27 protein-coding genes are annotated in these 20,543 nt (G+C 67.9%); 13 read left to right on the forward strand and 14 right to left on the reverse strand.

What is annotated here, in order from left to right; genetic code table 11:
- The first annotated feature begins 170 nt into the window (after window positions 1–170).
- Both NL126_RS13505 and NL126_RS13510 read left to right on the forward strand, forming a co-directional pair.
- A complete protein-coding gene (locus tag NL126_RS13505) occupies window positions 171–599 on the forward strand; it encodes a universal stress protein (protein ID WP_255195401.1) in 429 nt (142 codons plus the stop codon).
- Complete coding sequence (locus NL126_RS13510) at window positions 596–2,854, forward strand: amino acid permease (RefSeq protein ID WP_255195402.1); 2,259 nt, start codon at window positions 596–598, stop codon at window positions 2,852–2,854. The genes NL126_RS13505 and NL126_RS13510 overlap by 4 nt, the downstream gene beginning before the upstream one ends.
- Here NL126_RS13510 and NL126_RS13515 read toward each other — a convergent pair.
- Window positions 2,848–3,444, reverse strand: coding sequence for an alpha/beta hydrolase (locus NL126_RS13515; RefSeq protein WP_255195403.1), 597 nt, complete (start codon window positions 3,442–3,444; stop codon window positions 2,848–2,850). The genes NL126_RS13510 and NL126_RS13515 overlap by 7 nt on opposite strands.
- Window positions 3,445–3,513: 69 nt before the next feature.
- On the opposite strand from NL126_RS13515, the gene NL126_RS13520 reads away from it, so the two are divergent.
- The 3 genes from NL126_RS13520 (at window position 3,514) to NL126_RS13530 (ending at window position 5,282) form a co-directional block, all read left to right on the forward strand.
- Window positions 3,514–3,828 (forward strand): cupin domain-containing protein, encoded by a 315-nt coding sequence (locus NL126_RS13520; RefSeq protein ID WP_255195404.1) that lies wholly within the window; start codon window positions 3,514–3,516, stop codon window positions 3,826–3,828.
- A 95-nt stretch (window positions 3,829–3,923) separates the two neighbouring features.
- Window positions 3,924–4,592, forward strand: coding sequence for a helix-turn-helix domain-containing protein (locus NL126_RS13525; protein ID WP_255195405.1), 669 nt, complete (start codon window positions 3,924–3,926; stop codon window positions 4,590–4,592).
- A gap of 201 nt (window positions 4,593–4,793) precedes the next feature.
- The gene (locus tag NL126_RS13530) at window positions 4,794–5,282 is read left to right on the forward strand and encodes a helix-turn-helix transcriptional regulator (protein ID WP_255195406.1); all 489 of its coding nucleotides are present in this window, start codon (window positions 4,794–4,796) and stop codon (window positions 5,280–5,282) included.
- 6 nt (window positions 5,283–5,288) lie between these two features.
- Here the strand turns inward: NL126_RS13530 and NL126_RS13535 are convergent, their stop codons facing one another.
- Both NL126_RS13535 and NL126_RS13540 read right to left on the reverse strand, forming a co-directional pair.
- Window positions 5,289–5,879: a MogA/MoaB family molybdenum cofactor biosynthesis protein gene (locus NL126_RS13535; RefSeq protein WP_255195407.1), complete on the reverse strand. Its 591-nt coding sequence runs from the start codon at window positions 5,877–5,879 to the stop codon at window positions 5,289–5,291.
- 34 nt (window positions 5,880–5,913) lie between these two features.
- Window positions 5,914–6,345 (reverse strand): DUF7979 domain-containing protein, encoded by a 432-nt coding sequence (locus NL126_RS13540; RefSeq protein WP_255195408.1) that lies wholly within the window; start codon window positions 6,343–6,345, stop codon window positions 5,914–5,916.
- Between the two features lie 83 nt (window positions 6,346–6,428).
- On the opposite strand from NL126_RS13540, the gene NL126_RS13545 reads away from it, so the two are divergent.
- The 3 genes from NL126_RS13545 to NL126_RS22135 all read left to right on the forward strand — a co-directional run bounded on the left by NL126_RS13545 (window position 6,429) and on the right by NL126_RS22135 (window position 7,992).
- Entirely contained in the window at window positions 6,429–7,466 is a 1,038-nt protein-coding gene (locus NL126_RS13545; protein WP_255195409.1) for a zinc-binding dehydrogenase, read from the forward strand.
- The gene (locus NL126_RS13550) at window positions 7,463–7,801 is read left to right on the forward strand and encodes a DUF7977 family protein (RefSeq protein WP_255195410.1); all 339 of its coding nucleotides are present in this window, start codon (window positions 7,463–7,465) and stop codon (window positions 7,799–7,801) included. The genes NL126_RS13545 and NL126_RS13550 overlap by 4 nt, the downstream gene beginning before the upstream one ends.
- 77 nt (window positions 7,802–7,878) lie before the next feature.
- Window positions 7,879–7,992 (forward strand): DUF7129 domain-containing putative zinc-binding protein, encoded by a 114-nt coding sequence (locus tag NL126_RS22135; RefSeq protein WP_434084145.1) that lies wholly within the window; start codon window positions 7,879–7,881, stop codon window positions 7,990–7,992.
- Here the strand turns inward: NL126_RS22135 and NL126_RS22185 are convergent.
- Window positions 7,975–8,124, reverse strand: coding sequence for a DUF7317 family protein (locus NL126_RS22185; protein ID WP_491536949.1), 150 nt, complete (start codon window positions 8,122–8,124; stop codon window positions 7,975–7,977). The two genes, NL126_RS22135 and NL126_RS22185, sit on opposite strands and share 18 nt — an antisense overlap.
- Window positions 8,125–8,368: 244 nt before the next feature.
- Here NL126_RS22185 and NL126_RS13555 point away from each other — a divergent pair, with 244 nt between their 5' ends.
- Window positions 8,369–8,593: a hypothetical protein gene (locus tag NL126_RS13555; RefSeq protein WP_255195411.1), complete on the forward strand. Its 225-nt coding sequence runs from the start codon at window positions 8,369–8,371 to the stop codon at window positions 8,591–8,593.
- Between the two features lie 342 nt (window positions 8,594–8,935).
- Here the strand turns inward: NL126_RS13555 and NL126_RS13560 are convergent, their stop codons facing one another.
- The 3 genes from NL126_RS13560 to NL126_RS13570 all read right to left on the reverse strand — a co-directional run bounded on the left by NL126_RS13560 (window position 8,936) and on the right by NL126_RS13570 (window position 11,232).
- A complete protein-coding gene (locus NL126_RS13560) occupies window positions 8,936–9,625 on the reverse strand; it encodes an SDR family NAD(P)-dependent oxidoreductase (RefSeq protein WP_255195412.1) in 690 nt (229 codons plus the stop codon).
- A 75-nt stretch (window positions 9,626–9,700) separates the two neighbouring features.
- Complete coding sequence (locus NL126_RS13565) at window positions 9,701–10,285, reverse strand: NUDIX hydrolase (RefSeq protein WP_255195413.1); 585 nt, start codon at window positions 10,283–10,285, stop codon at window positions 9,701–9,703.
- A 23-nt stretch (window positions 10,286–10,308) separates the two neighbouring features.
- A complete protein-coding gene (locus tag NL126_RS13570) occupies window positions 10,309–11,232 on the reverse strand; it encodes a diacylglycerol/lipid kinase family protein (RefSeq protein ID WP_255195414.1) in 924 nt (307 codons plus the stop codon).
- A gap of 51 nt (window positions 11,233–11,283) precedes the next feature.
- Between NL126_RS13570 and NL126_RS13575 the strand changes: the two genes are divergently transcribed.
- Both NL126_RS13575 and NL126_RS13580 read left to right on the forward strand, forming a co-directional pair.
- Entirely contained in the window at window positions 11,284–11,934 is a 651-nt protein-coding gene (locus NL126_RS13575) for a PHP-associated domain-containing protein (protein ID WP_255195415.1), read from the forward strand.
- A 30-nt stretch (window positions 11,935–11,964) separates the two neighbouring features.
- Complete coding sequence (locus NL126_RS13580; RefSeq protein ID WP_255195416.1) at window positions 11,965–12,270, forward strand: hypothetical protein; 306 nt, start codon at window positions 11,965–11,967, stop codon at window positions 12,268–12,270.
- Here NL126_RS13580 and NL126_RS13585 read toward each other — a convergent pair.
- Window positions 12,267–12,680, reverse strand: a complete 414-nt coding sequence (locus tag NL126_RS13585; RefSeq protein ID WP_255195417.1) for an Lrp/AsnC family transcriptional regulator — start codon at window positions 12,678–12,680, stop codon at window positions 12,267–12,269. The genes NL126_RS13580 and NL126_RS13585 overlap by 4 nt on opposite strands.
- 102 nt (window positions 12,681–12,782) lie before the next feature.
- Here NL126_RS13585 and carA point away from each other — a divergent pair, with 102 nt between their 5' ends.
- A complete protein-coding gene (carA, locus tag NL126_RS13590) occupies window positions 12,783–13,847 on the forward strand; it encodes a glutamine-hydrolyzing carbamoyl-phosphate synthase small subunit (protein WP_255195418.1) in 1,065 nt (354 codons plus the stop codon).
- Window positions 13,848–13,907: 60 nt separating this feature from the next.
- On the opposite strand, the gene NL126_RS13595 is transcribed toward carA, so the two are convergent.
- The gene (locus NL126_RS13595; protein ID WP_255195419.1) at window positions 13,908–14,231 is read right to left on the reverse strand and encodes a DUF5518 domain-containing protein; all 324 of its coding nucleotides are present in this window, start codon (window positions 14,229–14,231) and stop codon (window positions 13,908–13,910) included.
- Between the two features lie 141 nt (window positions 14,232–14,372).
- Here NL126_RS13595 and NL126_RS13600 point away from each other — a divergent pair, with 141 nt between their 5' ends.
- A complete protein-coding gene (locus NL126_RS13600; protein ID WP_255195420.1) occupies window positions 14,373–14,855 on the forward strand; it encodes a hypothetical protein in 483 nt (160 codons plus the stop codon).
- Between the two features lie 32 nt (window positions 14,856–14,887).
- Here the strand turns inward: NL126_RS13600 and NL126_RS13605 are convergent, their stop codons facing one another.
- From NL126_RS13605 to NL126_RS13625, 5 genes are all read right to left on the reverse strand, one after another.
- Window positions 14,888–15,292, reverse strand: a complete 405-nt coding sequence (locus tag NL126_RS13605; protein WP_255195421.1) for a hypothetical protein — start codon at window positions 15,290–15,292, stop codon at window positions 14,888–14,890.
- A 69-nt stretch (window positions 15,293–15,361) separates the two neighbouring features.
- The gene (locus tag NL126_RS13610; RefSeq protein WP_255195422.1) at window positions 15,362–15,907 is read right to left on the reverse strand and encodes an HD domain-containing protein; all 546 of its coding nucleotides are present in this window, start codon (window positions 15,905–15,907) and stop codon (window positions 15,362–15,364) included.
- 131 nt (window positions 15,908–16,038) lie between these two features.
- Entirely contained in the window at window positions 16,039–19,341 is a 3,303-nt protein-coding gene (carB, locus tag NL126_RS13615; protein WP_255195423.1) for a carbamoyl-phosphate synthase large subunit, read from the reverse strand.
- A gap of 255 nt (window positions 19,342–19,596) precedes the next feature.
- Entirely contained in the window at window positions 19,597–19,824 is a 228-nt protein-coding gene (locus tag NL126_RS13620; RefSeq protein WP_255195424.1) for a hypothetical protein, read from the reverse strand.
- A gap of 158 nt (window positions 19,825–19,982) precedes the next feature.
- Window positions 19,983–20,516 (reverse strand): DUF5815 family protein, encoded by a 534-nt coding sequence (locus tag NL126_RS13625; RefSeq protein ID WP_255195425.1) that lies wholly within the window; start codon window positions 20,514–20,516, stop codon window positions 19,983–19,985.
- Window positions 20,517–20,543 lie beyond the last annotated feature (27 nt).

Raw genomic sequence — 20,543 nt, forward strand, 5'->3', positions numbered from 1 at the left:
GACGGTTCGGGGCCCACGCTCGGGCGTCTCTCCCTCGCCGTCACCGCCGTCACTGACCGCGAGGTGAACGCTTAAGCGCCGGGGCCGTCTGGGCCCGGACATGAACCGGACCGCTGACGAGCCACTGCTGACCACGGGTGACCGAGCGACACCGACGGGGGGACCGCCACATGGCTGAGTTCGACCACCTGCTCGTCCCCGTCGCGAGCGAGAAAGACGCCACGGCGACGGCCCGCGCGCTCCGGGCGCACCTCGACCACCGCCCCGAGCGCATCACGCTGGTGTACGTCGTCGAGAAGGCCGGCGGCGCCGCCGACAAGGCTAGCGTCGAGCAGCGTGAGGCCGCGGCCGCCGAGACGTTCGACGCGTTCCGCGAGGCGTTCGAGGACGGCGACGCGCTCGCCGTGGACACCGATATCGCCTACGACACCGACGTGGCCGACGGCATCCTCGCGGTCGCCCGTGACGTGAGCGCCGACGCGGTGGCGTTCACGCCCCGCGGCGGTGGGTTGTTCGCCCGCCTGCTCACAGGCGACGTGACCCGCGACCTCATCGACCGCGCGGACCGCCCCGTACTCGCCTTGCCGGGAGAGCGATGAGCGACGAGGAACTGGCGAAAGACCTCGGTTTGCTGTCCGCGCTCACCATCGGCGTCGGGACGATGATCGGCGCGGGCATCTTCGTGCTGCCGGGACAGGCGGCCGCGGCTGCGGGCCCGGCGGTCGCCCTCTCGTTCGTCGTCGGCGGCGTCATCTCGCTGTTCACCGCACTCTCGGCGAGCGAACTCGGGACAGCGATGCCGAAAGCTGGCGGGAGCTACTACTACGTCAACCACGCGCTCGGGCCGCTGTTCGGCTCGGTCGCCGGCTGGGGCAATTGGATGGGGCTCGCGTTCGCGTCGGCGTTCTACTGTCTCGGGTTCGGCGAGTACCTCGCAACCTTCCTCCCGCTTCCCGCCGTTCCGCTCGGCGTCATCACGCTGACGCAGTTCCAGGTCGGCGCACTCCTCGCGGGGGTCGTGTTCATCGCGGTCAACTACGTCGGCGCGAAGGAGACTGGTGGCGTGCAGGTCGTCATCGTGACGCTTCTAGTCGGTATCCTGACGCTGTTCTCCGTCCTCGGATTCCTCCAGGCCGACCTCTCGACGCTGCGGCCGTTCTTCCCGGCGGAGACGGGCGGCGCGGCTGCCATTCTGCCGGCGACCGGACTCGTGTTCGTCTCTTTCCTCGGCTTTGCGAAGATAACGACCATCGCCGAGGAGCTGAAGAACCCGGGACGGAACCTCCCGCTTGCGGTCGTGGGGAGCGTCGTCATCGTGACCACGATGTACGCCATCATAATGGTCGTCCTGATGGGCGTCATCAACTGGAAACAGCTCGCGCCGGAGTTCACCACGACGCCCGTGCTCGACGTCGCGGAAATCGCGTTCGGGACGGTTGGCCTCGCCGCCGTCGGCGTCGGACTGCTCACGTTCGCGGGGCTGCTCGCGACGGCGTCCTCGGCGAACGCCTCCATCCTCGCATCCTCGCGCATCAACTTCGCGATGGGTCGGGACAAGCTCATCACCGCGGCATTGAACGACGTTCACCCGCGGTTCGCGACCCCCTACCGGAGCATCGCAGTGACTGGCGTGCTCATCCTCCTGTTCATCGCCGTCGGCGACGTGAAAACGCTCGCGAAAGCCGGGAGCGTGCTCCACCTCATCGTCTACGGGCTGCTCAACATCGCGCTCATCGTGATGCGTGAATCGCACGTCGAGGCGTATGACCCGGCGTTCGAGGTGCCGCTGTATCCGGTCGTCCCGATTCTGGGCGCCATCACATCGTTCGGCCTCATCGCCTTCATGGCTCCCATCGAGATCGCGCTCGCGGGACTGTTCGTCGTCGGCGGTATCGTCTGGTACTTCGTCTACGCGCGTGACAAGGCCGACAAGACGGGAATTCTCAGCCAGCACATTCTCTCGCGGCCGGAGTCGATGCCCGACGCCGCGGTCCAGGCCGCAGAGAGCGTCCAGCCCGACGGCGGCCAGTTCCGCGTGATGGTGCCGCTGGCGAACCCCGAGAGCGAGCGTGACCTGATGCGGCTCGCGACGGCCATCGCCAAGCAGCGCGGCGGCACCGTCGACGCCGTGCACATCGTCTCGGTGCCGGACCAGACGAGTCTCGCGTACGCCGCAGAGAACGTCGAGAAGTTCGACGAGGGGAGCGACGACCTGCTCGCGAAGGCGCGGGCCGACGCCGAGGCACAGGGCGTCCCGGTCGAGACCCGGACGGTGTTCTCCCACCAGTCGTTCGAGGAGGTGTTCGACGCCGCCGAGACGGGCGACGCCGACCTCGTGGTGATGGGCTGGGGTCCCGACAGCCACGGGTCGCCCGGCCGCGTCGAGACGGCGTACGACGACCTCACGGAGAGTCTCCCGTGTGACTTCCTCGTGCTGAAGGACCGCGGGCTCGACCCCGAGCGCCTGCTCGTCCCGACCGCGGGCGGCCCGGACTCGGACCTCTCGGCGACGGTCGCTCGCCACCTCAGAAGCGAGTTCGACTCCGAGGTGACGCTCCTGCACGTCAGCGACGACGAGGCCCAGGGGCGGACGTTCCTCGCGGACTGGGCGGCCGACCACGACCTCGCCGGCGCCGACCTGCGCGTCGAGAGCGGCGACGTCGAGACCGCCATCGAACGCGCCTCGAAGGACGCGACGCTCGTCATCATCGGCGCGACCGAACGCGGCCTGCTGAGCCGGCTCGTCCGCGGGTCGCTCGCGCTCGACGTCGTCGACGACATCGAGTGTTCGGTGCTCCTCGCAGAACAGGCCCGCAAGCGCTCGCTCCGCGAGCGCCTGTTCGGCAATCAGTAGTCGCGCAGGAACGCCGCGACCTTCTCGCCGACCTTCGTCGACTGGCCGACGAAGTGGTGGTCGGCGCTCATCGCCTCGACCGACCAGCCGAGCTCCCGAGCGCGGTCGACGACCGGCTCCCACTCGGCTGTGGTATCGCGCTCGCCGTACAGCACGTAGCCCGGGCAGGTCACCTCGCCGAGGTCGGCCGCCGCATCGAGGTCGTCGGCGAGTCGCGACGCGGGTGCGAGCGCCGCGACCGCGTCCGGGGGCGCCCCGTCCGCGGACTCGCGGGCCGCGGTCAGCAGTGCGATACAGCCGCCGAACGAGTAGCCGAACACCGCGACCGTCGCGTACTCCGCTCGCGCCCAGGCGAGCGCGTTGCGGGCGTCCGCGAGTTCCCCGTACCCCTCGTCCCACGCGCCGTAGTCGAAGCGCAGGGTGGCGGCGTCACCGGCGACTGCGTCGCTCACCGCACGCAGCCGAGCATCGGTCCGCTTGCCACCCATCTGCGGGTGGGGTGGGCACGCCACCACGCAGGCGTCGCTCTCGGGGTTGTCCAGCGTCGCGCGCACGTCACGGCCACCCGGCACCAGCACGTCCTCGCTCATGGCTCGGCGTTCGGCGACGAGCTACTTCGGCATGTCGGGAACTAAGTCGGCACCGGACGAACGACGGGTATGGACCGCTATCCGGCCCTCGACCCCGAGGCAGGCGAGGTCGTCACCGCGGAACTGGTCGTGACCGACGACGTACTCGTGAAAGCGTTCGGGCTCGGCCCCGGTGCCGAACTCTCGCCGCACGAACACGGCGACTCGACGAACGTGTTCCACGTTCTGGACGGCGAGGTGGTCGTGATTCGTGACGGCGACGAGGAACGAGTCGAAGCGCCTGGCGTCGTGCTCCACGAGCGCGGCGTCGAACACGGCGCGCGCAACGACAGCGACGAGGTGGCCGTGTTCACGGCGTCGCTGTGCCCGCTCCCTGGTTCGTGAATCTGCCGTACAGGGCTTAGGGACTCCGTAATCGGTAGTTTCCAAAATGTTTGGCCGTGTCGTTTATACCACTAACTCCGCTTTGAACACGTACGATGAGTCTTGCCGTGGAGTTCACGCTCCCAGCCGATGCGCTCGCGCTGGCGCCGACTCTCTCGAGACTCCCTGACGTCTCCGTGGACGTCGACCAGAACGTCTGGCACGAGGGTCCCGGGCTCCAGTTCTACGTCTGGGTGACCGGCGACTCTGCCGACAGATTCGGCCCCGTCGCACGTGAGGATGCGTCCGTCCAGGCCATCACACACGTCGAGCAGTTCGACAGTGCTGCGCTCTTCCAGGTCTGGGTCGACCCTTCCGAGGAGTGTTTCATCCGGGCGCTCAGCTCGGCCAACGCGACCGTCACGGACGCCAGCACGGATGGAAGCTACTGGCAGCTAGCCGTCCGGTTCGACGACCGCGAGTCGCTCTCGACGTTCCAGTCCCGGTGTCTCGAGTGGGGCGTCTCGTACGAGGTGGTGCGGCTCTCCACCCTCGCTGGCCCCCCGGACGATCACCGCGACCAGGGGCTGACGCCGAAACAGTACGAGGCGCTGTCGGTCGCGTACTCGATGGGGTACTTCCAGCACCCCCGCGAGGCGACGCTCGAAGACATCGCAGAGTGCGTGGGCATCAGTCGCCAGGCGCTCAGCCGCCGGCTCCGGCGGGGACAGCAGCAGGTCTTCTCCAACACGTTCAGCGACGACGCCACCTCTACTTCGAGCTGACGGGTTCTCGTCGCCCCGCGTCTCGAGGCGTCGCTACCGGCACCGGTGTGGCCGAGCGGATAAACCGGTGCATATGCAACCCCCCTACTACTTCCCCGGGATTCGTGTCATCATCTACAACATGAAGGGAACTCTGCATGCTCGGCGAGCGGCGTCGCATTTCGCCCGGACAGCGCGACGGTCGGGCGAGTCGGTGACACGATGAGACGGCGGTTCGTGACCGTCTGGCGAGCTATCGTCGGGTGGTTCCGTGGGTTCGCGAGCCTCACGTCGGACCCGTTGGCCAACACGCCACTCGCCGACGAACCACGGGTTCCCGAGCGAACGGAGGAAATCACCGACGCCGACCTCGCCTCGCCGAACGAACGGGTCGTGGAGATCATCCAGGCGGCGGAGGGTCCGCTCTGGCAGCAGGACATCGTCGACCGCTGCGACTGGTCGAAGTCGACCGTGAGCCGGGCGCTCGGTGAACTCGAGGACGCAGGGGTCGTCGTCCGGACGCGCGTCGGCCGGGAGAAGGTCGTGTTCGCCGCCGGCGAGGAGCCCGCGATGCTCAGCTCCGAGCCGATCGTCGACCCGACCCCCAACCCTCCCACGCCGGACGTCGAGTCCCCTGTCGAGCCCGAGATTACGCCGGACGATGCAGCGGCGAAGCCGAGCCGGTCTGGCGAGCGTGTGCTCGACCGGTGACGGCGCTCACGGCTCGTTCTCGTCGCGCATCGCCAGTCCCGCGAGGTGGGGCGACTCGGGGACGATGATCTCCTCGCTGCCGAGCCGCGCGGCGTTCTCGCTTCCCGGCAGACAGAACACGGGGACGCCGGTCGAGACGCCCGCCTCGGCGCGCGTGCCGACGACGCGGGTGCCGATCTCCTCGTAGGAGCGTCGTCGGAACAGCTCGCCGAACCCCGGGAGCGTCTTGTCGAACAGCGGTCGAACCGCCTCGACGGTCACGTCGTCGGGCGTGACGCCCGTGCCGCCCGTCGTGACGACGACGTGGGTGTCGTCACGCTCGACGAGTCGGTCGACGATACCTTGCACGCGGTCGAACTCGTCGCGGACGAGCTCGCGCTGAATGATCTCGTGGCCCTCGGCCTCGAACGCCGCCGCGATGGCGTCACCCGCGGGGTCGTCGTCGAGCGAGCGCGAGGAGGAGATGGTGACGATGGCCACCCCGAGCGTGTCGACGTCGTGGTGGTGGTGGTCGTGCTCGTGTCCGCGGTGGTCGTGCTCGTCGTGCTCGTCGCCGAGTTCGTGTTCGTCACGGCCGGTGAGGGGGCGGTCGCTCATACTCGTCGTCGGGGGCCGACGACCAAAAAGCCGGTCACGGGTTCGGATCGCGGCCGCGGGTGAGCGCGCCCCCGACGAGCACGAGACCCAGTCCGCCGCCGAGGGGTGCGACGACTCGGGTCGGGTGCCACGGCGTGCAGCCGCCGTCCGACCGAATGCGGACGAGGTAGCGGTCGCCCTCGTAGGTGACGACCTGTTCGTCGATGGCGTCGCGGGCGGTGAGCACCTGTCCGTCGTCCGCGAGCGCGCTCCTGAACACCGTCTGTTCGTCGACCGAGAGGTCCTCGTAGCTGCCCGTCGAGTAGCCGTCGGTCGAGGCGTTCGTCGCGGTCACGTCGCTAACGGAGACGAACTGGACCGCCTGACACTGCTGTTCGTGGAGGTGCGTCGCTGCACCCACGCCGGTGGTCAGGAAGCCGACCAGCAGCAGGGTGAGCCCGAGATACGTCCAGCGAGTGACTGCCACACCGGCTCTTCGAGCGACCAGCTATGGGCCTTCTGCCTTCGGCCATCGCCACGGTTTTGACGCCCCCACCCGGAGAGCCGGTAATGAAAGGCGTATTCTACGACGAACACGGCGATGCGGACGTGCTGCAGTACGGCGACCTCCCGGAGCCGGAGGTCGGGCGAGGCGACGTCCTCGTCGACGTGAAAGCCGGCGCGCTCAACCATCTCGACGTCTGGACGCGCAAAGGGATGCCGTCGCCGGGCGTGTTCCCACACATCCCGGGGAGTGACGCCGCGGGCGTCGTCACCGAGGTCGGCGAAGACGTCACGCGATTCGACGAAGGCGACCACGTCGCCGTCGCCGCCGGGTCGTTTTGCGGCGACTGCGAGTTCTGCCGGCAGGGCGAGGAGTCGCTGTGTGAGCGGTTCACCATCCTCGGCGAGCACTCGACGGGCGTCCACTCCGAATTCGCCGCGCTCCCCGAGGAGAACCTCGTGCTCGTCCCCGACCACGTCGACTGGGAGACGGCGGCTGCTGCACCGCTCGTGTTCCAGACCGCGTGGCGGATGCTCCACTCACGCGCCGAACTGAAGGCGGGCGAGTCGGTGCTCGTGCTCGGGGCGTCGGGCGGGGTCGGCCACGCCGCGGTCCAGATCGCCGACCACGCGGGCGCCGAGGTGTACGCCACCGGCTCCTCGCAGGCGAAACTCGACGCAGCCGAGGAACTCGGCGCGGACCACGCCATCGACTACGAGGAGACAGACTTCGCCGAGGCGATCGACGACCTGACCGACGGCCGGGGCGTCGACGTCGTCGTCGACCACATCGGTGGTCCGACGTGGCAGAAGTCCATCGCGTCGCTCGCGAAGGGCGGGCGTATCGTCACCTGCGGGGCCACGGCGGGGCCGAAGGTCGAGGTGAACCTCTCGAAGCTGTTCTGGAACCAGTACGACATCCTCGGGTCGACGATGGGCGCGAACAGCGACATCGACGAGGTGCTCGAGCTGGTGTGGGACGGGACGTTCGAGCCGCAGATCCGTGACGTGCTGCCGATGAGCGAGGCCGCCGAAGCCCACCGACTGCTCGAAGACCGCGACGGGTTCGGGAAGGTCGTCGTCGTTCCCGACAGCGAGCTGTGAGCGACGACACGACGGCCTCGACCACGGACGGCCGCGACGGCTACGTCCACGATCCGTCGGCGTTCGGCGCGGACGGCGAGCCCACGGAGTCGGCCGACCGCCACGGCGAGAAACCACGCGGCGAGGACCGGGAGTTCGGCATCCGCGGGTGGATCCTCGTCGCGTGGGTCGTCATCGCGCTCGTCGTCGTGCCGTCGTATCTGTTCTTCTTCCCCCGCGCCGGCCAGACGGTCCAGCTGTTCGGACTGGGGTTCCGCGACACCTACCTGTTCGTCCCGCTGCTGCCGGCGCTCGTGCTCGGCGCGCTCGCGGTGTGGGCGACGACCCGTCCGTAACCGCCCCCGGACGCAGTTCGTGACCGCCGCCAATCAGGTGGCGATGTGGTTATTGCTCCGTGAAGCGTGGTAGCAGTATGCACTATCAGGAGTGTACGGACTGTGGGGCCCGCTACCTGATGGGGATGTCGGGCGGCACCTGCACGAAGTGCGACGGCCCCCTCAGAACCATCCTACCGACCATCACGTAAGCGCGGCCCACCACGGTTCGCGTGTGCTTGGAGTCGGGCCGGCGGGACGCCAGCGTGTCGCGCCGCCTGGGTCAGCGAGAGCGTTCCAGAACGGTACAGCGTCGACGCCGTGTCGAGTGCGTATGCACGCATGTAGTACGAACTATTCTCTAACGCACAGTATGTAAAACCTTTTGGCTAACAATGAATAGAATTTCAATATGATTCTGCTATCGGTGTGCAGTTGTATTCTCATACTCGCGACTCTCGGGCGTTCGGTCACGCACATCTGCCACGATTGTTTCTTGTGTGTATCGGTCACACATACCGTGGTACGGCGGCCGAAAATCCGGCCGAAACGGATGGCGTTATTACCCATGAGTCACAAGAAGCTGGTATGTTCGACCGGCTCGTCGCTTTCGACCGGAAACTGACCGAACAGCAGAAGATCACCGCGGGTGTCGCCGGGATACTCCTCGGCGTCGCGCTCATCGGCGCGCTCGCGTTCGCGGGCATCAGCTCGCTGCCGATGCAGGTGGCCGTCGCCTTCCTCGGCGTCATGACGATGGTCACCGGCACGCTCATGCTCGGCACGTCGGAGCAGGGCGAGCAGACTGTCTAAACGCACTTTTTGCACCTCCTTCGCGCTCACTGACTCCGTCAGCGAGCGCTCAGTCGGGCAAAAACGTGGGGAAAATATGCGGACGTACTCCTTCCGGGGTCTCACTTCGTTCGACCCCTCCAGTCCGTGCGCCCTACGGAAGCCTCCCTCAGCCGAACTCGCTTCGCTCGTTCGGCACTGCCCTCGTTCGCTCCTTTCAGTCGCTCACGAGGACTCTGGTCGGCTTCCGTGAACCGCGCTCGCTTCGCTCACGGCTCACTTTGTTCGCCGTTCGCCTCGCGGTTCTCGCTCCGCTCGAACCGCGCATCGCTCGCGCGGATGCTCGTCCTCTTCTCTTCTATCCTACCACTCGATGACTTCCTTGTCGCGCCAGAACTTCCCGGACTCGCTGCCCGGCGTGAATCGACAGAGCCACGTCGGCGTCTCGGCCCCTTTCTCGACCGGTCGGTTGGCGTTCTCCCCGCCCATATCGGTCTTCACCCAGCCGGGACAGACGCTGTTGGCGATGAGGCCCTGCCCGCCGTACTGCGCGTCGAGATACGTCGTGAGGCCGTTGAGTCCGGCTTTCGAGATCCGATAGGCCGGATAGCCGCTGCCCATGTCCGAGAGCGCACCCATCCCCGAGGAGACGTTGACGACCCGACCGCCCTCCTGCTGGACCAGGAGGGGAACGAGGTGCTTGCAGAGGAGCATCGGCCCCCGGAGGTTGGTGGCGAGCGTGCGGTCGACCTCCTTCGTGGGGCTGGCGACGATGTCGCCGTCCGGGCCGATGACGCCCGCGTTGTTCACGAGGATGTCGAGCCGTCCCACCTCGCCAAAGACGCCGTCGGCGATGCTGTCCACGTCGCCCTCCTGCGTCACGTCGAGCAGCACGCTCTCACAGCCCTCCGGTACGTCGTTGGTCATCGAGCGCGTCCCGGCGTAGACGGTCGCCCCGAGGTCGTCCAGATTGCGGGCGATTTCGGCGCCGATGCCACGGTTCGCACCGGTCACGAGCGCGACCTGTCCCGAGAGGTCGTCGTAGATGTCCATACTGGGGGGACGGAGGGCGTCGGAAAGGAAGTAGCGGTTCGGCGGTCGGCTGGTCGGCCGGGGCTGCCGTCCGACTTACCGGTTGAAGTCGCGCCGCATCGCGATCTCGAACCACGGACAGAGCCGCAGTTGCCGGTACCACTTCGGGTTCTCGTGGAGGCGCTCGTACGGCACCCACATCACGCCCGCGATCTCCTCGGGGTCGGGGTCGAGCGTCCGGTCCTCGAGCGTGCACTTGAGGACGGCACAGACCTCCCACTCCAGTCCCTCCTCGAGGTAGTAGCGCTTGTACTCGAACTTGTCCGTGATGCGGAGGTCGCCGTACTGGTCGGGCGTGACGCCGAGTTCCTCTTCGAGCCGCTGCCGGGTGGCGTCCTTCTGGGTCTGGCCCTGCACCGGGTGGGAGGCGACGGTGCCGTCCCAGAACGTGTCCCACAGGCGCTTGCCCGGCGCACGCTGGCCGAGCAGGATGTTGTCGTCCTCGTCGAACACGAGGCAGGTGAACGCCCGGTGCCGGATGCCGTCACCGGTGTGCGCTTCGAGGCGGTTGACGACCTCGAGTTCGGTGTCGGACTCGTCGACGGCGACGACGTGCTGGCGGGCGTTCTCGTGGGTGGTCCCCTCCCCAACGGCACCGTCGGGGTCTGCGTCCGTACTCATACACCGGGGAACGACGACGCGCGTTAATTACCCTTCGACTTTCCCCACTCCGGGGGCGTCGGCTCGTATCCTTCGCCGACCCGGAACCGCATGGCCCCCGGCCGCGACCGGAGCGTGAGGGCGTTGCGCTCGAATATCTCGCCGTCGAGCGAGAACACGGCGGGGTCGCCGTCGTGAGTCACGTCCAGTCGGGAGACCTTCAGCCGCGTCAGGTGGGTAGCGTCCTTCCGGAGGAGCCGGTCGGCAGCCCCTCGCGTGAGGTAGTCCATCGCGGGGCGACGCTCGATGATGACGACGTTACACCGGCCGTCTTCCATGTTCGCCTGCCGCATCCGCTCGCCGGGGAACCGGCGCCCGTTCCCCACCAGGAGCATGATGGCCTCGCCGGTCCAGACCTGGTCGCCGGCGTCACCTGCGCGCACGTCGAGTTTCAGCCCTTCGAACGTTCGCGTCTCGGCGAGCGTCCGCAGCACGTACGCGAGGACGCCGAGCCGCTTCTTCGACGCGGGCGTCGTCTTCGCCGAGGACTCGGCGGTGAGCCCACCGACGCAGGAGTTGATGAACGGCCGGTCGTCCTCGGCGACCCACCCCAGGTCGAGTCGACGGCGCTCGCCGCGTCTGAGGACCTCGAACGCCGTCTCGATGTTCGGGATGCCGACGTTCTCGGCGAAGTTGTTTCCGGTGCCGGCGGGGACGACCCCGATTTCCACGTCGGCGAGCGCGTCGGCGTCCGCGACACCGCGGACGACCTCGTTGAGCGTCCCGTCACCGCCACAGGCGACGACCTGGGTCACGTCCGGTTCGGCTGCGGCCTCGGCCGCGATACTCCGGGTCTCGCCGCGCGCGGCCGACGCCCGTACGTCGAACCCGCGCTTCTTGGCGAGTCGAGCCGCCCGTTTCGAGGTCTCCCGGTCACCGCTGTTTGGGTTCCGAACGAGGACGCGCATGCCAGCGACTCCGAGGGGAACAGCAAAGGCCTACCGACGTGTTCGGCCGGTGTGTTCCGGGTCGACCTCCACGCACACACGCGGTTCTTCCACGGCTTCGTGGGCGAGCAGACGCCGTTCGACCCCGTCGGCGCCCGGCTGCTGGCGTGGTACGCCCGCCGCCGCGGCCTCGACGCGGTCGCCGTCACCAACCACGACTATCGCGTCGGGTTCCAGCCGCCCGGTGTCACGTTCTTGCCGGGCATCGAGATTTCGACCTCCCGGGGGCACGTCACCGTCGTCGGCCCGGACCCGCCCGAGCGCACGCAGCCGGGCACGCTCTCGCCTGCGGAGGCGGTCGCCCTCGCGCACGACCACGACTGCGTCGCGATACTCGCCCACCCGTTCCGTGGGTCGACGGCCCGCCGCACCGATGCCGAGTTCGACGCCGTCGAGCTGAACGGCAAACATCCGGACACCCACACCAAGGCTCGGGCGCTCGCCGAGCGGCGCGGCCTCCCACTCGTCGGTGGCTCGGACGCGCACTTCCCGTTCGAGGTGGGACGAGGGTACACCGAGGTCGACGCCGAGGAACTCACTCCTCAGGCAGTCGTCGACGCCGTCCGCGACGGCCGGGTCGAACCCGTCGTCCACACGCGCCGGACCGACCGCCTGCTCGAACCGCTCTATCGGGTGGTTCATCGGCGGAGAGGTGTCCGATAATCTCAAGTCGATGCCACGTACTCGTCGGGTATGGTCCCTCCAGCCACCGTCCGGAAACTGGCCCTCGCCGTGCTCTTGCTCGCCGTGGGGTTCGGACTCGCGGGACGGTTCAACACGACCGATGTCGTCGGCGTCGCCGCGTTCGCCGGTGGCGCGGCCGTCGCCACTACCGACTACGCCGCAGACGTCGCTCAACCCGCTGCCGTCGTGCCGGTCGTCGTCGTCGCCGCACTCCTGGTCATCGCGCTCGGAATCGCCGGCTTCGGCAACGCCGCCGGCCTGGTGTTGCTCGTCGGCTGTGCGGGGCTGGCGGGCGGGGTCATCGCCACCGCCTAGCCGAGCATCTCGTTGAGAATCAGTCGCGTCTTCGTGGAGACGACCTCGTCCAGTTCGCGCGCTTTGGTGATCAGGTCGTTGAGCGCGCCGGTGTCGGCGGCGTCGACGACGAGGACGATGTCCTCCTCCCCCGAGACCTGCCAGACGTAGTCGACCGACCCCCAGTCGGCCATCCGGTCCGAGACTGCGCGGGTGTCCACGTCGACCGCGACGCCCACCTCTATCATCGCCTTCACGTTCCCGGTGCGCGTGGCGACGGTGAACCGTTCGATGGCTCCCTCCTCCAGCATCCGCTCGACGCGGTTGCGAACGGTCCCCTCGGAGGTCCCCACCTCCTCGGCGATCTCGGTGTAGGGCGTCCGCGCGTCCCGCCGGAGGATGTTCAGGATCTGTCGGTCGAGGTCGTCCATCGAGGTGCGAGAGTTCTGGACCGACGCACTTGACGATTACGAATTTCGTAATCTCGCTTCGAACCGAACCGTTAAGGAGGGATGAACGATACGATACTCGTAATGACTGGGGCCTACGTGGCGCTCGAGGACGGCCGTGTCGTGGAGGCACGTGCCCGTGCTCCGGGGCGCTCGCGCGGTGAACTGGTGTTCACGACTGCGTACACCGGCTACGAGGAGTCGCTGACCGACCCGAGCTACGAGGAGCAGGTGCTCACGTTCTCGTACCCGCTCATCGGCAACTACGGCGTCCGCGAGGAACGCTTCGAGTCCGACCGCGTCCACCCGCGAGCCGTCGTCGCGCGCGAACTCACCGACGACGTCGCCGAGTGGCTCACCGAGGAGGGGGTCCCCGCTGTGGACCACCTCGACACTCGCGACCTCGTGGTCGGCATCCGCGAGGAGGGCGCGATGAAGTGTGGCATCGCCGCCGGCCCGGACGCGACGCCCGAAGCCGCGAAGGAGGAACTCGCACAGTGCAAGGGGATGAGCGAGCACACTGACATCGGCTCGCAGGTGTCGGTCGCGGAGCAGGAGACGCACAACGCCGACGGGACCGGCCCACGGGTCACGCTCGTCGACTGTGGGGCGAAGGGCTCCATCGTCTCCTCGCTCGTCGAGCGCGACGCCGTCGTCGACGTGCTCCCGTACGACGCCACCGTGGCCGACGTCCGGCACGCCGACCCCGACGTCCTGTTCATCTCGAACGGGCCGGGTGACCCGGAGAACTTCGAGCAGGCTCGCGCACTCGTCGAGGAGTTCGTCGGGAACGTTCCGCTCGCGGGCATCTGTCTCGGCCAGCAGGTCATCGCCGGCGCGCTCGGCGGCGACACCGAGAAGATGGCCTTTGGACATCGGGGTGTCAACCAGCCCGTCCGCGACCTCCGCACCGACAAGGTCGTCATGACGACGCAGAACCACGGCTACACGGTCTCGGACCCCGGCGACCTCGAAGTGACGCAGGTGAACGTCAACGACGACACCCCCGAGGGACTCGAATCGGAGGAACTGGAGGTCATCACCCGCCAGTACCACCCCGAGGCGAACCCCGGCCCGCACGACTCGCTCGGCTTCTTCGACGACGTGCTCGCGCTCGCCGACGAGCGAGTCGTCAACACCGCGGACTGACGGTTCAGCCCCGACGACTCTTCTTCGTTCGTGACACGCCCGGCAGCCTCCCGTCCGAAGTCAGTGAGGGCGGTCGGGGCGGTTCGTCCGGTTCCGATACAGGTACACGCCGAGGTAGCCCGCGAGCGCGCCGACCGCGGCGAGGAAGACGGTCATCCCGACCAGCACGGCGGCGAACTGGACCGCGAGCGTCTCCGCCTCGCCGGAGCCAGCCCCTATCGCCACTAGCAGGACGAACAGGAGGGCGGCCTTCGGGACGGCCGCGAAGACGCCCGAGAGCGCGCCCACCGCGAGGCCCCTCTCGCCGTGGAGGTAGCCAGCGACGCTACCGCCGACGAGTTCCGAGAGACGGCACCGCGCCGAGAACGGTCGTGACCAGCGCACCGCACAGTGCGTCGAGCGGGAGCGAACGTGACGCCATACACGCAGAAGGGCGCGCATACTGTTAACCCATCGTACCAGTAGTGACACGTGTCACCGCTCGTCCCGGGTCTATCCCCGGGACGAGCCTCACGACGACACGTTATGCACTCCACGCACGACTCCTCCGGCGAGGCCGAGAGCCCACGACGACCCGTCTGGTCGTACCCCTTGCTCGCCTGCCTGCTGTTCCTGGGCCTCGGGGCGCTGTACGGCGGCGCCAGTCTCGTTCTCGACCCGACCGGCGGACTGCTCGGGATTCCGTACGCGTGGATCCGGGGGAGCGTGTTCGGCAGTTTCCTGCTCCCGGGACTCGTCCTGCTGGTTGTGCTGGGCGGTGGCTCGGTCGTCGTCACCTACGGCGTTGTCACTCGCCGGCTCTGGGCCTGGCCCGGCGGCATCGCACTGGGGCTGGCTACGGTCGTCTGGATCGCCGTCCAGTTCCTCGTCCTGCGCCACTACTTCTTCCTCCAGCCGATCATCGTGGCGGTCGGGGCCGTGATTCTCGGACTGCTGTGGCTCCCGTCGATGCGTGCGTACTACCGGGCGGACGCCGCGCTCGACCGCCTGTTCGGACATCGAGGCTGAGCGCTCCCCGAGTCGCCCCGGCTACCGACCGGCTACTCCTTGCCCGTCGTCCGGTTCCCGAGCCGCTCGCCCAGTCGTCGGAAGTAGAGGCCGACGCGCGCGAACACGATGTTGACGAGTCCGACGACGACCATCAGCGTCCCGAGATACGTGAAGCCGGCGTCACCCGACCGGATGAACGGCCACGCCCAGACGGCGATGCCGCCCGAGAGCAGCCCGAACGAGACGCCGGGGGTGTAGCCCTGTGTCTTCTCCAGTACGAGTGCCGCGAGCCCGAGGAACCCCAGCAGCGCGACGAGCATCCCCCGCGGGTCGCTGGCGTTCGCGAGCCCGAGCGTCACGAGCCCCGAGAGGACGAAGCCGACGCCCAGCAGCCGGAGCTGTCGTCGTCCGTCGTCGCCCGACTCCGACGTGTCCGGCGCATCCGAATCGCTCATACCGCCCCGTTGCTCGCCGCGGGGAAAGCGGTTGCGCCCGCTCGCTCGCGCGGCCTGTGGTCGCCGCCGTTACGCGTCTCGCAGATCGTCGAGCACCGTCAGTCGGATGGCTGCTGCGGCGGCCTCGTCCGCTCGCTTCACGAGTTCGGCCTCCAGAAACGCCGGTTCGACCGTCGTCCGCGATGTGTGCGAGAGCACGACGTGCGCGCACTCCACCGGGAGCCCGGCCGCAGCGACGCAGTGGACGCCGTAGTGTGGGTGCCCGAGCAGATCGCCCACCGCGGTCTCCTCCATCCCGTCGAACTCGTAGAGCTTCGAGACGTCGTGGACGAGCGCTGCCGCGAGCAACAGGTCGTGGTCGATCTCGGCGCCCCGCGAGGCTTCGAGCGACTCGGCGAGCGCCCGCGCGCCCGCGACCACGTCCCGGACGTGGCCGACGAGATACTCGTCTTCGATGCCGTGTCCCCGTTGCGCGGGCGGGAACCACGGGACGGCTTCGAGGTCGTCGACCGCGTTGTCGGCGCAAGCGGTCGCCCAGCAGTCGCGGACTCCGTCTCGGAGGTCGGGCTCGTCGATGTCGGCGAGTTCGGGGAAGGCGGCGAGTACGTCGGGCATGGCTCCGCGTGGGTGTGGTTCGGGTAAAAGGGTGACTCCCTGCTCGAATTTCAGAGGATTCGCCGCTCACGACCCGCTTCGTTCGCCGCGGGCTATGACGTGGCCTCGCTCGGCCACGCACCGCCCGAACTCTAGTGTCCCCACTGCCGCCGCTCTGTCGGGCGCTCCGAGAGCGCCAGCACGTCGAGCGGCTCGTCCTTCGTCTCGATGGCTTCCAGCGCCGCACGGGCGGAGGGAACCGTCGAGAAGTACGTGATCTCCTCCTCGACAGCCACCTCCAGCACGTCGCGGTCGCGCGAGAGGATGAGGTCGACCTCGCCGCGCTGGACGGCCGCGATGACGTCGTCGTAGTCCTCCTTGTGGGTGACCTCGAAGTGGCGGGCGACGCCTTCCTCGATGTCCGAGAGGTCCTCGTTCTTCTGGCTCATCCCGCGCAGGGTCTCGAGGTCGACGATGGCGGTCCCCTCCGTCGGGATGGGCTTGCCGGTGGAGTCCTGCGCCTTCAGGTACGCTTTGCCGAACGAGCGGGCAGTGCCCATGACCTCGCCGGTGGACTTCATCTCCGGGCCGAGCCGCGGGTCCGAGCCCGGCAGGCGGTCGAACGGCAGGACGACCTCCTTGACCGAAACGTGCTCGGGCACCTGCTCGTGGGCCTTAAGTTCCGAGAGGGAGGCGCCGGCCATCACCTTCGCCGCGAGCTTCGCGATGGGGACGCCCGTCGCCTTCGAGACGAACGGAACCGTCCGCGAGGAGCGCGGGTTCGCTTCGAGGACGAACACTTCTCCATCTTTCACGGCGAGCTGGACGTTCAGCAGGCCGACCGTGTCGAGCGCGCGGGCGATGTCGAGCGTGACCTCGCGGACGCGTTCGAGCGTCGACTCCGAGAGGGAGCGGGGCGGAATCATACACGCGGAGTCACCGGAGTGCACCCCAGCAGACTCGACGTGTTCCATGATGCCGCCGATGAGGACGTCCTCGCCGTCGGCGACGGCGTCCACGTCCAGTTCGACGGCGTCCGCGAGGAACTGGTCGACGAGGATGGGTTTATCGGGGGAGACGCGGACCGCCTCCTCGATGTACTCCTTCAGCTCCTCGTCGGAGTAGACCACGTCCATCGCGCGGCCACCGAGGACGTACGAGGGGCGCACGAGGACCGGGTAGCCGAGGTCGCGCGCGAGGTCGAGCGCTTCCGCCTCGCTCGTCGCCGTGCCGCCCTCGGGCTGGCTGATGCCCATCTCGTCCATGAGGACGTTGAACCGGTCGCGGTCCTCCGCGAGGTCCATCGCCTCGACGCTCGTTCCCAGGACGTCGCAGTCGAGCCCGCGGCGCTCCAGTTCGTCTTCGAGCGGCGCACCGACGTTCACGGAGGTCTGCCCGCCGAACTGCACCATCACGCCGTCGGCGCTCGTCTCCTCGATGACGTCCGCGACCTCCTCGGCGGTGATGGGCTCGAAGAACAGCCCGTCGGAGGTGTCGTAGTCCGTCGAGACGGTCTCGGGGTTGTTGTTGACGACGTGCGCGTCGATGCCCTGCTCGCGCAGGGCGCGGACGGCGTGGACCGCACAGTAGTCGAACTCGACCCCCTGTCCGATGCGGATGGGGCCGCCACCTACGACGACCACGCTGTCGACGTCACGGTCGACCTGCACCTCGTTGCGCGAGATGTCGGAGAGGCGCTCGCGCGCCGAGTAGTAGTACGGCGTGGAGGCGGCGAACTCGCCCGCGCAGGTGTCGACCTGCTTGAACCGGCGGTCGATGGAGGTCTCCTCGACGTCCTCGACCGTGACGCCCGCGCCGTCCGCAGCGACCTCGTCGTCGCTCGTGTCGAGAATCGTGGCCGGGAGCCAGGAGGCGTGCGTGTCGTTGAACTCACCGCCCGCGAGCGCGGTCGCCTCCTGGTTCGTGAAGCCGAGCTCCGTCGCCGGCTCGATGTCGCCCGCCATCGCCTGCTCGGCGGCGTCGGCGACCTTCTCGAACCGCTCGACGTACCACTCGTGGATGTCGGTCAGCTCGACGACCTCCTCGACGGAGTACCCACGGCCGAAGGCCTCGAACATCGCGTACGGGCGGTCCGGCGACGGCCGCACCAGATACTCCTGCTCTAATTCGGCGTCGTCCACCTCCTCGAAGTCGACCGCGGGGTCGTACTCCGAGGAGCGCAGCGCCTTGAGCAGCGACTCCTCGAACGTCCGGCCGATGGCCATCGCCTCGCCCGTCGACTTCATCGCCGTCGACAGCTCGAAGTCGACGTCGGTGAACTTGTCCTTGGGCCACCGCGGCACCTTCGTCACGACGTAGTCGATGGCCGGCTCGAACGCGGCGGTCGTCTCGCCGGTAATCTCGTTTTTGATCTCGTGGAGCCGCTTCCCCAGGGCGACCTTCGCCGTCACGCGGGCGATGGGGTAGCCCGTCGCCTTCGACGCCAGAGCAGAGGAGCGGGAGACGCGGGGGTTGACCTCCACGACACGGTACTCGCCACCGGGGGTGCCGTCGTCGCGCCACGCGTGCTGGATGTTACAGCCGCCTTCGATGCCGAGTTCGCGGATGACCTTCAGCGCGGAGTCGCGCATCGCCTGGTGCCCCTCGTCCGGGATGACCTGCGAGGGGGTGACGACCGTGGACTCGCCGGTGTGAATGCCCATCGGGTCGATGTTCTCCATGTTACAGATGATGATACAGGAGTCGTCGGCGTCCCGCATCACCTCGTACTCGAGTTCGACCCAGCCGGAGATGGACTCGGTGATGAGGACTTCCGAGTTACGCGAGAGGCGGAGGCCCTTGCGCACGCGCTCGTACAGTTCGTCGATATCGTGGACGACGCCCGACCCGCTGCCACCAAGGGTGTAGGTCGTCCGGGCGATGACCGGGAGGCCACCCACTTCGTCGACGGCGGCGTCCACGCGGTCCTGGAGGTCCGCGGCGGTGAGTTCCTGTACCTGCTCGCCCTCGTCGAGCGAGATGGTCGTCGAGGCGGGAACGGGTTCGCCGATCTTCTCCATCCGCTGGCGGAAGAGGTCGCGGTCCTCCGTCGCGTAGATGGTGTCCAGCGGTGTGCCCATGATGTCCACGTCGTACTCGTCTAAGACGCCCTCCTCTGCGAGTTCGGCGGTGACGTTGAGGCCGGTCTGGCCGCCGAGCCCGGCGATGACGCCGTCGGGGTTCTCCTCGGCGATGATTTCGGCGATGGCCTCGACCGTGATGGGCTCGACGTACACCTTGTCGGCCATCTCCGGGTCCGTCATGATGGTCGCCGGGTTGGAGTTGACGAGGACGACTCGGGCTCCCTCCTCCTGTAGTGCGCGGCACGCCTGCGCGCCGGAGTAGTCGAACTCTGCCGCCTGTCCGATCTGGATGGGTCCACTACCGATGAGCAAGATTGTGCGGTCCTCGGTCGAGAGGTCCACACCCTGCTTGGCAGTCTCCTCGTCGCTCATTGGAGTAGCGTGATTCGTACATCGTAATAAGCCCGGCGAATCGCTACGAATACCGAAACTCGATTGCGAATTTCGAATCGGGCAATCGTTGTGACGGCCGAGAGCGCGAACGGACGCTGGGCGCCGCGTGCGCCCCCAACAGCGCCTGTGGGACGGTGGCGAACACCGGACGTTGCACTCTTCAGTCGAGAACTCACGTTTTATATGGCTGACAGAAACGCCGCCCGGCACGCCGCGCGACAGTCCGCCGTCGGCTCAGTTGTTCGCGCCGACGCGATAGCGGTACGGCTGGTCCTGGATGACTTCGACCTCGCCCTGCTGAGCGCGTCGACCCAACACCGTCGCCACGCGGTGTGCGCTCTCGAACTCCTCACCGTGTTCCTCGAGGAGGTCGAGGATCTCCCGGGCCGTCAGCGGCTCCTCGGTCTCCGCCTCGGAGAGCACGGATCGGATTCGCTCGAACTCACCCCGGCGTATGCGCATGTGCATACACAACACCCCTACCACCATAATCACCCGTCAGACATGCGTCGGACGCCGGTTTGGGGTAAATCGCGTGAGGGAATCCAAGTGAAACTAATCGACGCCTGTCCGACAGTCGAGGGGGGTGTGGGTGACACACCGGGTCACGTCCCCCGTCCTCACGCCGGCGTGTCGTGTTCGGTCTCGAAGTCGCGCTCGCGGCGGTACTCCTCGACGAACGCGCTCACGTCGAACTGGAGCATCTGCTCTTCGAACTGGCTCATCGCGTCGTCGCTCTCGGCGTGGGAGATGGCGTGTTCCATCAGCTCGACGATGAGCTCGACCGCGATCTCGTGGAGCCGTCGCGAGTCGAACTCGCTGACCCACACCATCGCGTAGCCGACGACGCCGTCGTCGCTCGTGTCCGCGCCGACCACCTTCTCGGGGAACTCTTCGAGGACGATGCCCATCAGATGGGTCGTCGAGAACTCCGGGGAGTCGTCGGCGGTGTCGACAGTCGCTCGCAGGGTGTCGACGAGGAACTCGGGGACGAACCGCGAGAGGGGGTGGACGTCGACGACGACGGCGTGACGCTCGCCACAGTCGCAGGCGAACTCCCGCATCCCCATGTCGAGGTCGTGCGTGGACTTCGTCTCGCCACACGGGAGCTCGAGCTGCTCACCTCGGCCACCCGGCACGCGCGGTTCAGGCATTGTCGACTCTCGGGCCTGCGCGCGGAA

Origin of the sequence: Halorarius litoreus, assembly GCF_024362405.1 — an archaeon.
Lineage (GTDB): Archaea > Halobacteriota > Halobacteria > Halobacteriales > Haloarculaceae > Halorarius > Halorarius litoreus.

Coding starts and splice junctions, on each gene's coding strand:
- NL126_RS13505 (WP_255195401.1), top strand. CDS start 171: ATGGCTGAGTTCGACCACCTGCTCGTCCCCGTCGCGAGCGAGAAAGAC.
- NL126_RS13510 (WP_255195402.1), top strand. CDS start 596: ATGAGCGACGAGGAACTGGCGAAAGACCTCGGTTTGCTGTCCGCGCTC.
- NL126_RS13515 (WP_255195403.1), bottom strand. CDS start 3,444: ATGAGCGAGGACGTGCTGGTGCCGGGTGGCCGTGACGTGCGCGCGACG.
- NL126_RS13520 (WP_255195404.1), top strand. CDS start 3,514: ATGGACCGCTATCCGGCCCTCGACCCCGAGGCAGGCGAGGTCGTCACC.
- NL126_RS13525 (WP_255195405.1), top strand. CDS start 3,924: ATGAGTCTTGCCGTGGAGTTCACGCTCCCAGCCGATGCGCTCGCGCTG.
- NL126_RS13530 (WP_255195406.1), top strand. CDS start 4,794: ATGAGACGGCGGTTCGTGACCGTCTGGCGAGCTATCGTCGGGTGGTTC.
- NL126_RS13535 (WP_255195407.1), bottom strand. CDS start 5,879: ATGAGCGACCGCCCCCTCACCGGCCGTGACGAACACGAACTCGGCGAC.
- NL126_RS13545 (WP_255195409.1), top strand. CDS start 6,429: ATGAAAGGCGTATTCTACGACGAACACGGCGATGCGGACGTGCTGCAG.
- NL126_RS22135 (WP_434084145.1), top strand. CDS start 7,879: ATGCACTATCAGGAGTGTACGGACTGTGGGGCCCGCTACCTGATGGGG.
- NL126_RS22185 (WP_491536949.1), bottom strand. CDS start 8,124: ATGCGTGCATACGCACTCGACACGGCGTCGACGCTGTACCGTTCTGGA.
- NL126_RS13555 (WP_255195411.1), top strand. CDS start 8,369: ATGTTCGACCGGCTCGTCGCTTTCGACCGGAAACTGACCGAACAGCAG.
- NL126_RS13560 (WP_255195412.1), bottom strand. CDS start 9,625: ATGGACATCTACGACGACCTCTCGGGACAGGTCGCGCTCGTGACCGGT.
- NL126_RS13565 (WP_255195413.1), bottom strand. CDS start 10,285: ATGAGTACGGACGCAGACCCCGACGGTGCCGTTGGGGAGGGGACCACC.
- NL126_RS13570 (WP_255195414.1), bottom strand. CDS start 11,232: ATGCGCGTCCTCGTTCGGAACCCAAACAGCGGTGACCGGGAGACCTCG.
- NL126_RS13580 (WP_255195416.1), top strand. CDS start 11,965: ATGGTCCCTCCAGCCACCGTCCGGAAACTGGCCCTCGCCGTGCTCTTG.
- NL126_RS13585 (WP_255195417.1), bottom strand. CDS start 12,680: ATGGACGACCTCGACCGACAGATCCTGAACATCCTCCGGCGGGACGCG.
- carA (WP_255195418.1), top strand. CDS start 12,783: ATGACTGGGGCCTACGTGGCGCTCGAGGACGGCCGTGTCGTGGAGGCA.
- NL126_RS13600 (WP_255195420.1), top strand. CDS start 14,373: ATGCACTCCACGCACGACTCCTCCGGCGAGGCCGAGAGCCCACGACGA.
- NL126_RS13605 (WP_255195421.1), bottom strand. CDS start 15,292: ATGAGCGATTCGGATGCGCCGGACACGTCGGAGTCGGGCGACGACGGA.
- NL126_RS13610 (WP_255195422.1), bottom strand. CDS start 15,907: ATGCCCGACGTACTCGCCGCCTTCCCCGAACTCGCCGACATCGACGAG.
- carB (WP_255195423.1), bottom strand. CDS start 19,341: ATGAGCGACGAGGAGACTGCCAAGCAGGGTGTGGACCTCTCGACCGAG.
- NL126_RS13620 (WP_255195424.1), bottom strand. CDS start 19,824: ATGCGCATACGCCGGGGTGAGTTCGAGCGAATCCGATCCGTGCTCTCC.
- NL126_RS13625 (WP_255195425.1), bottom strand. CDS start 20,516: ATGCCTGAACCGCGCGTGCCGGGTGGCCGAGGTGAGCAGCTCGAGCTC.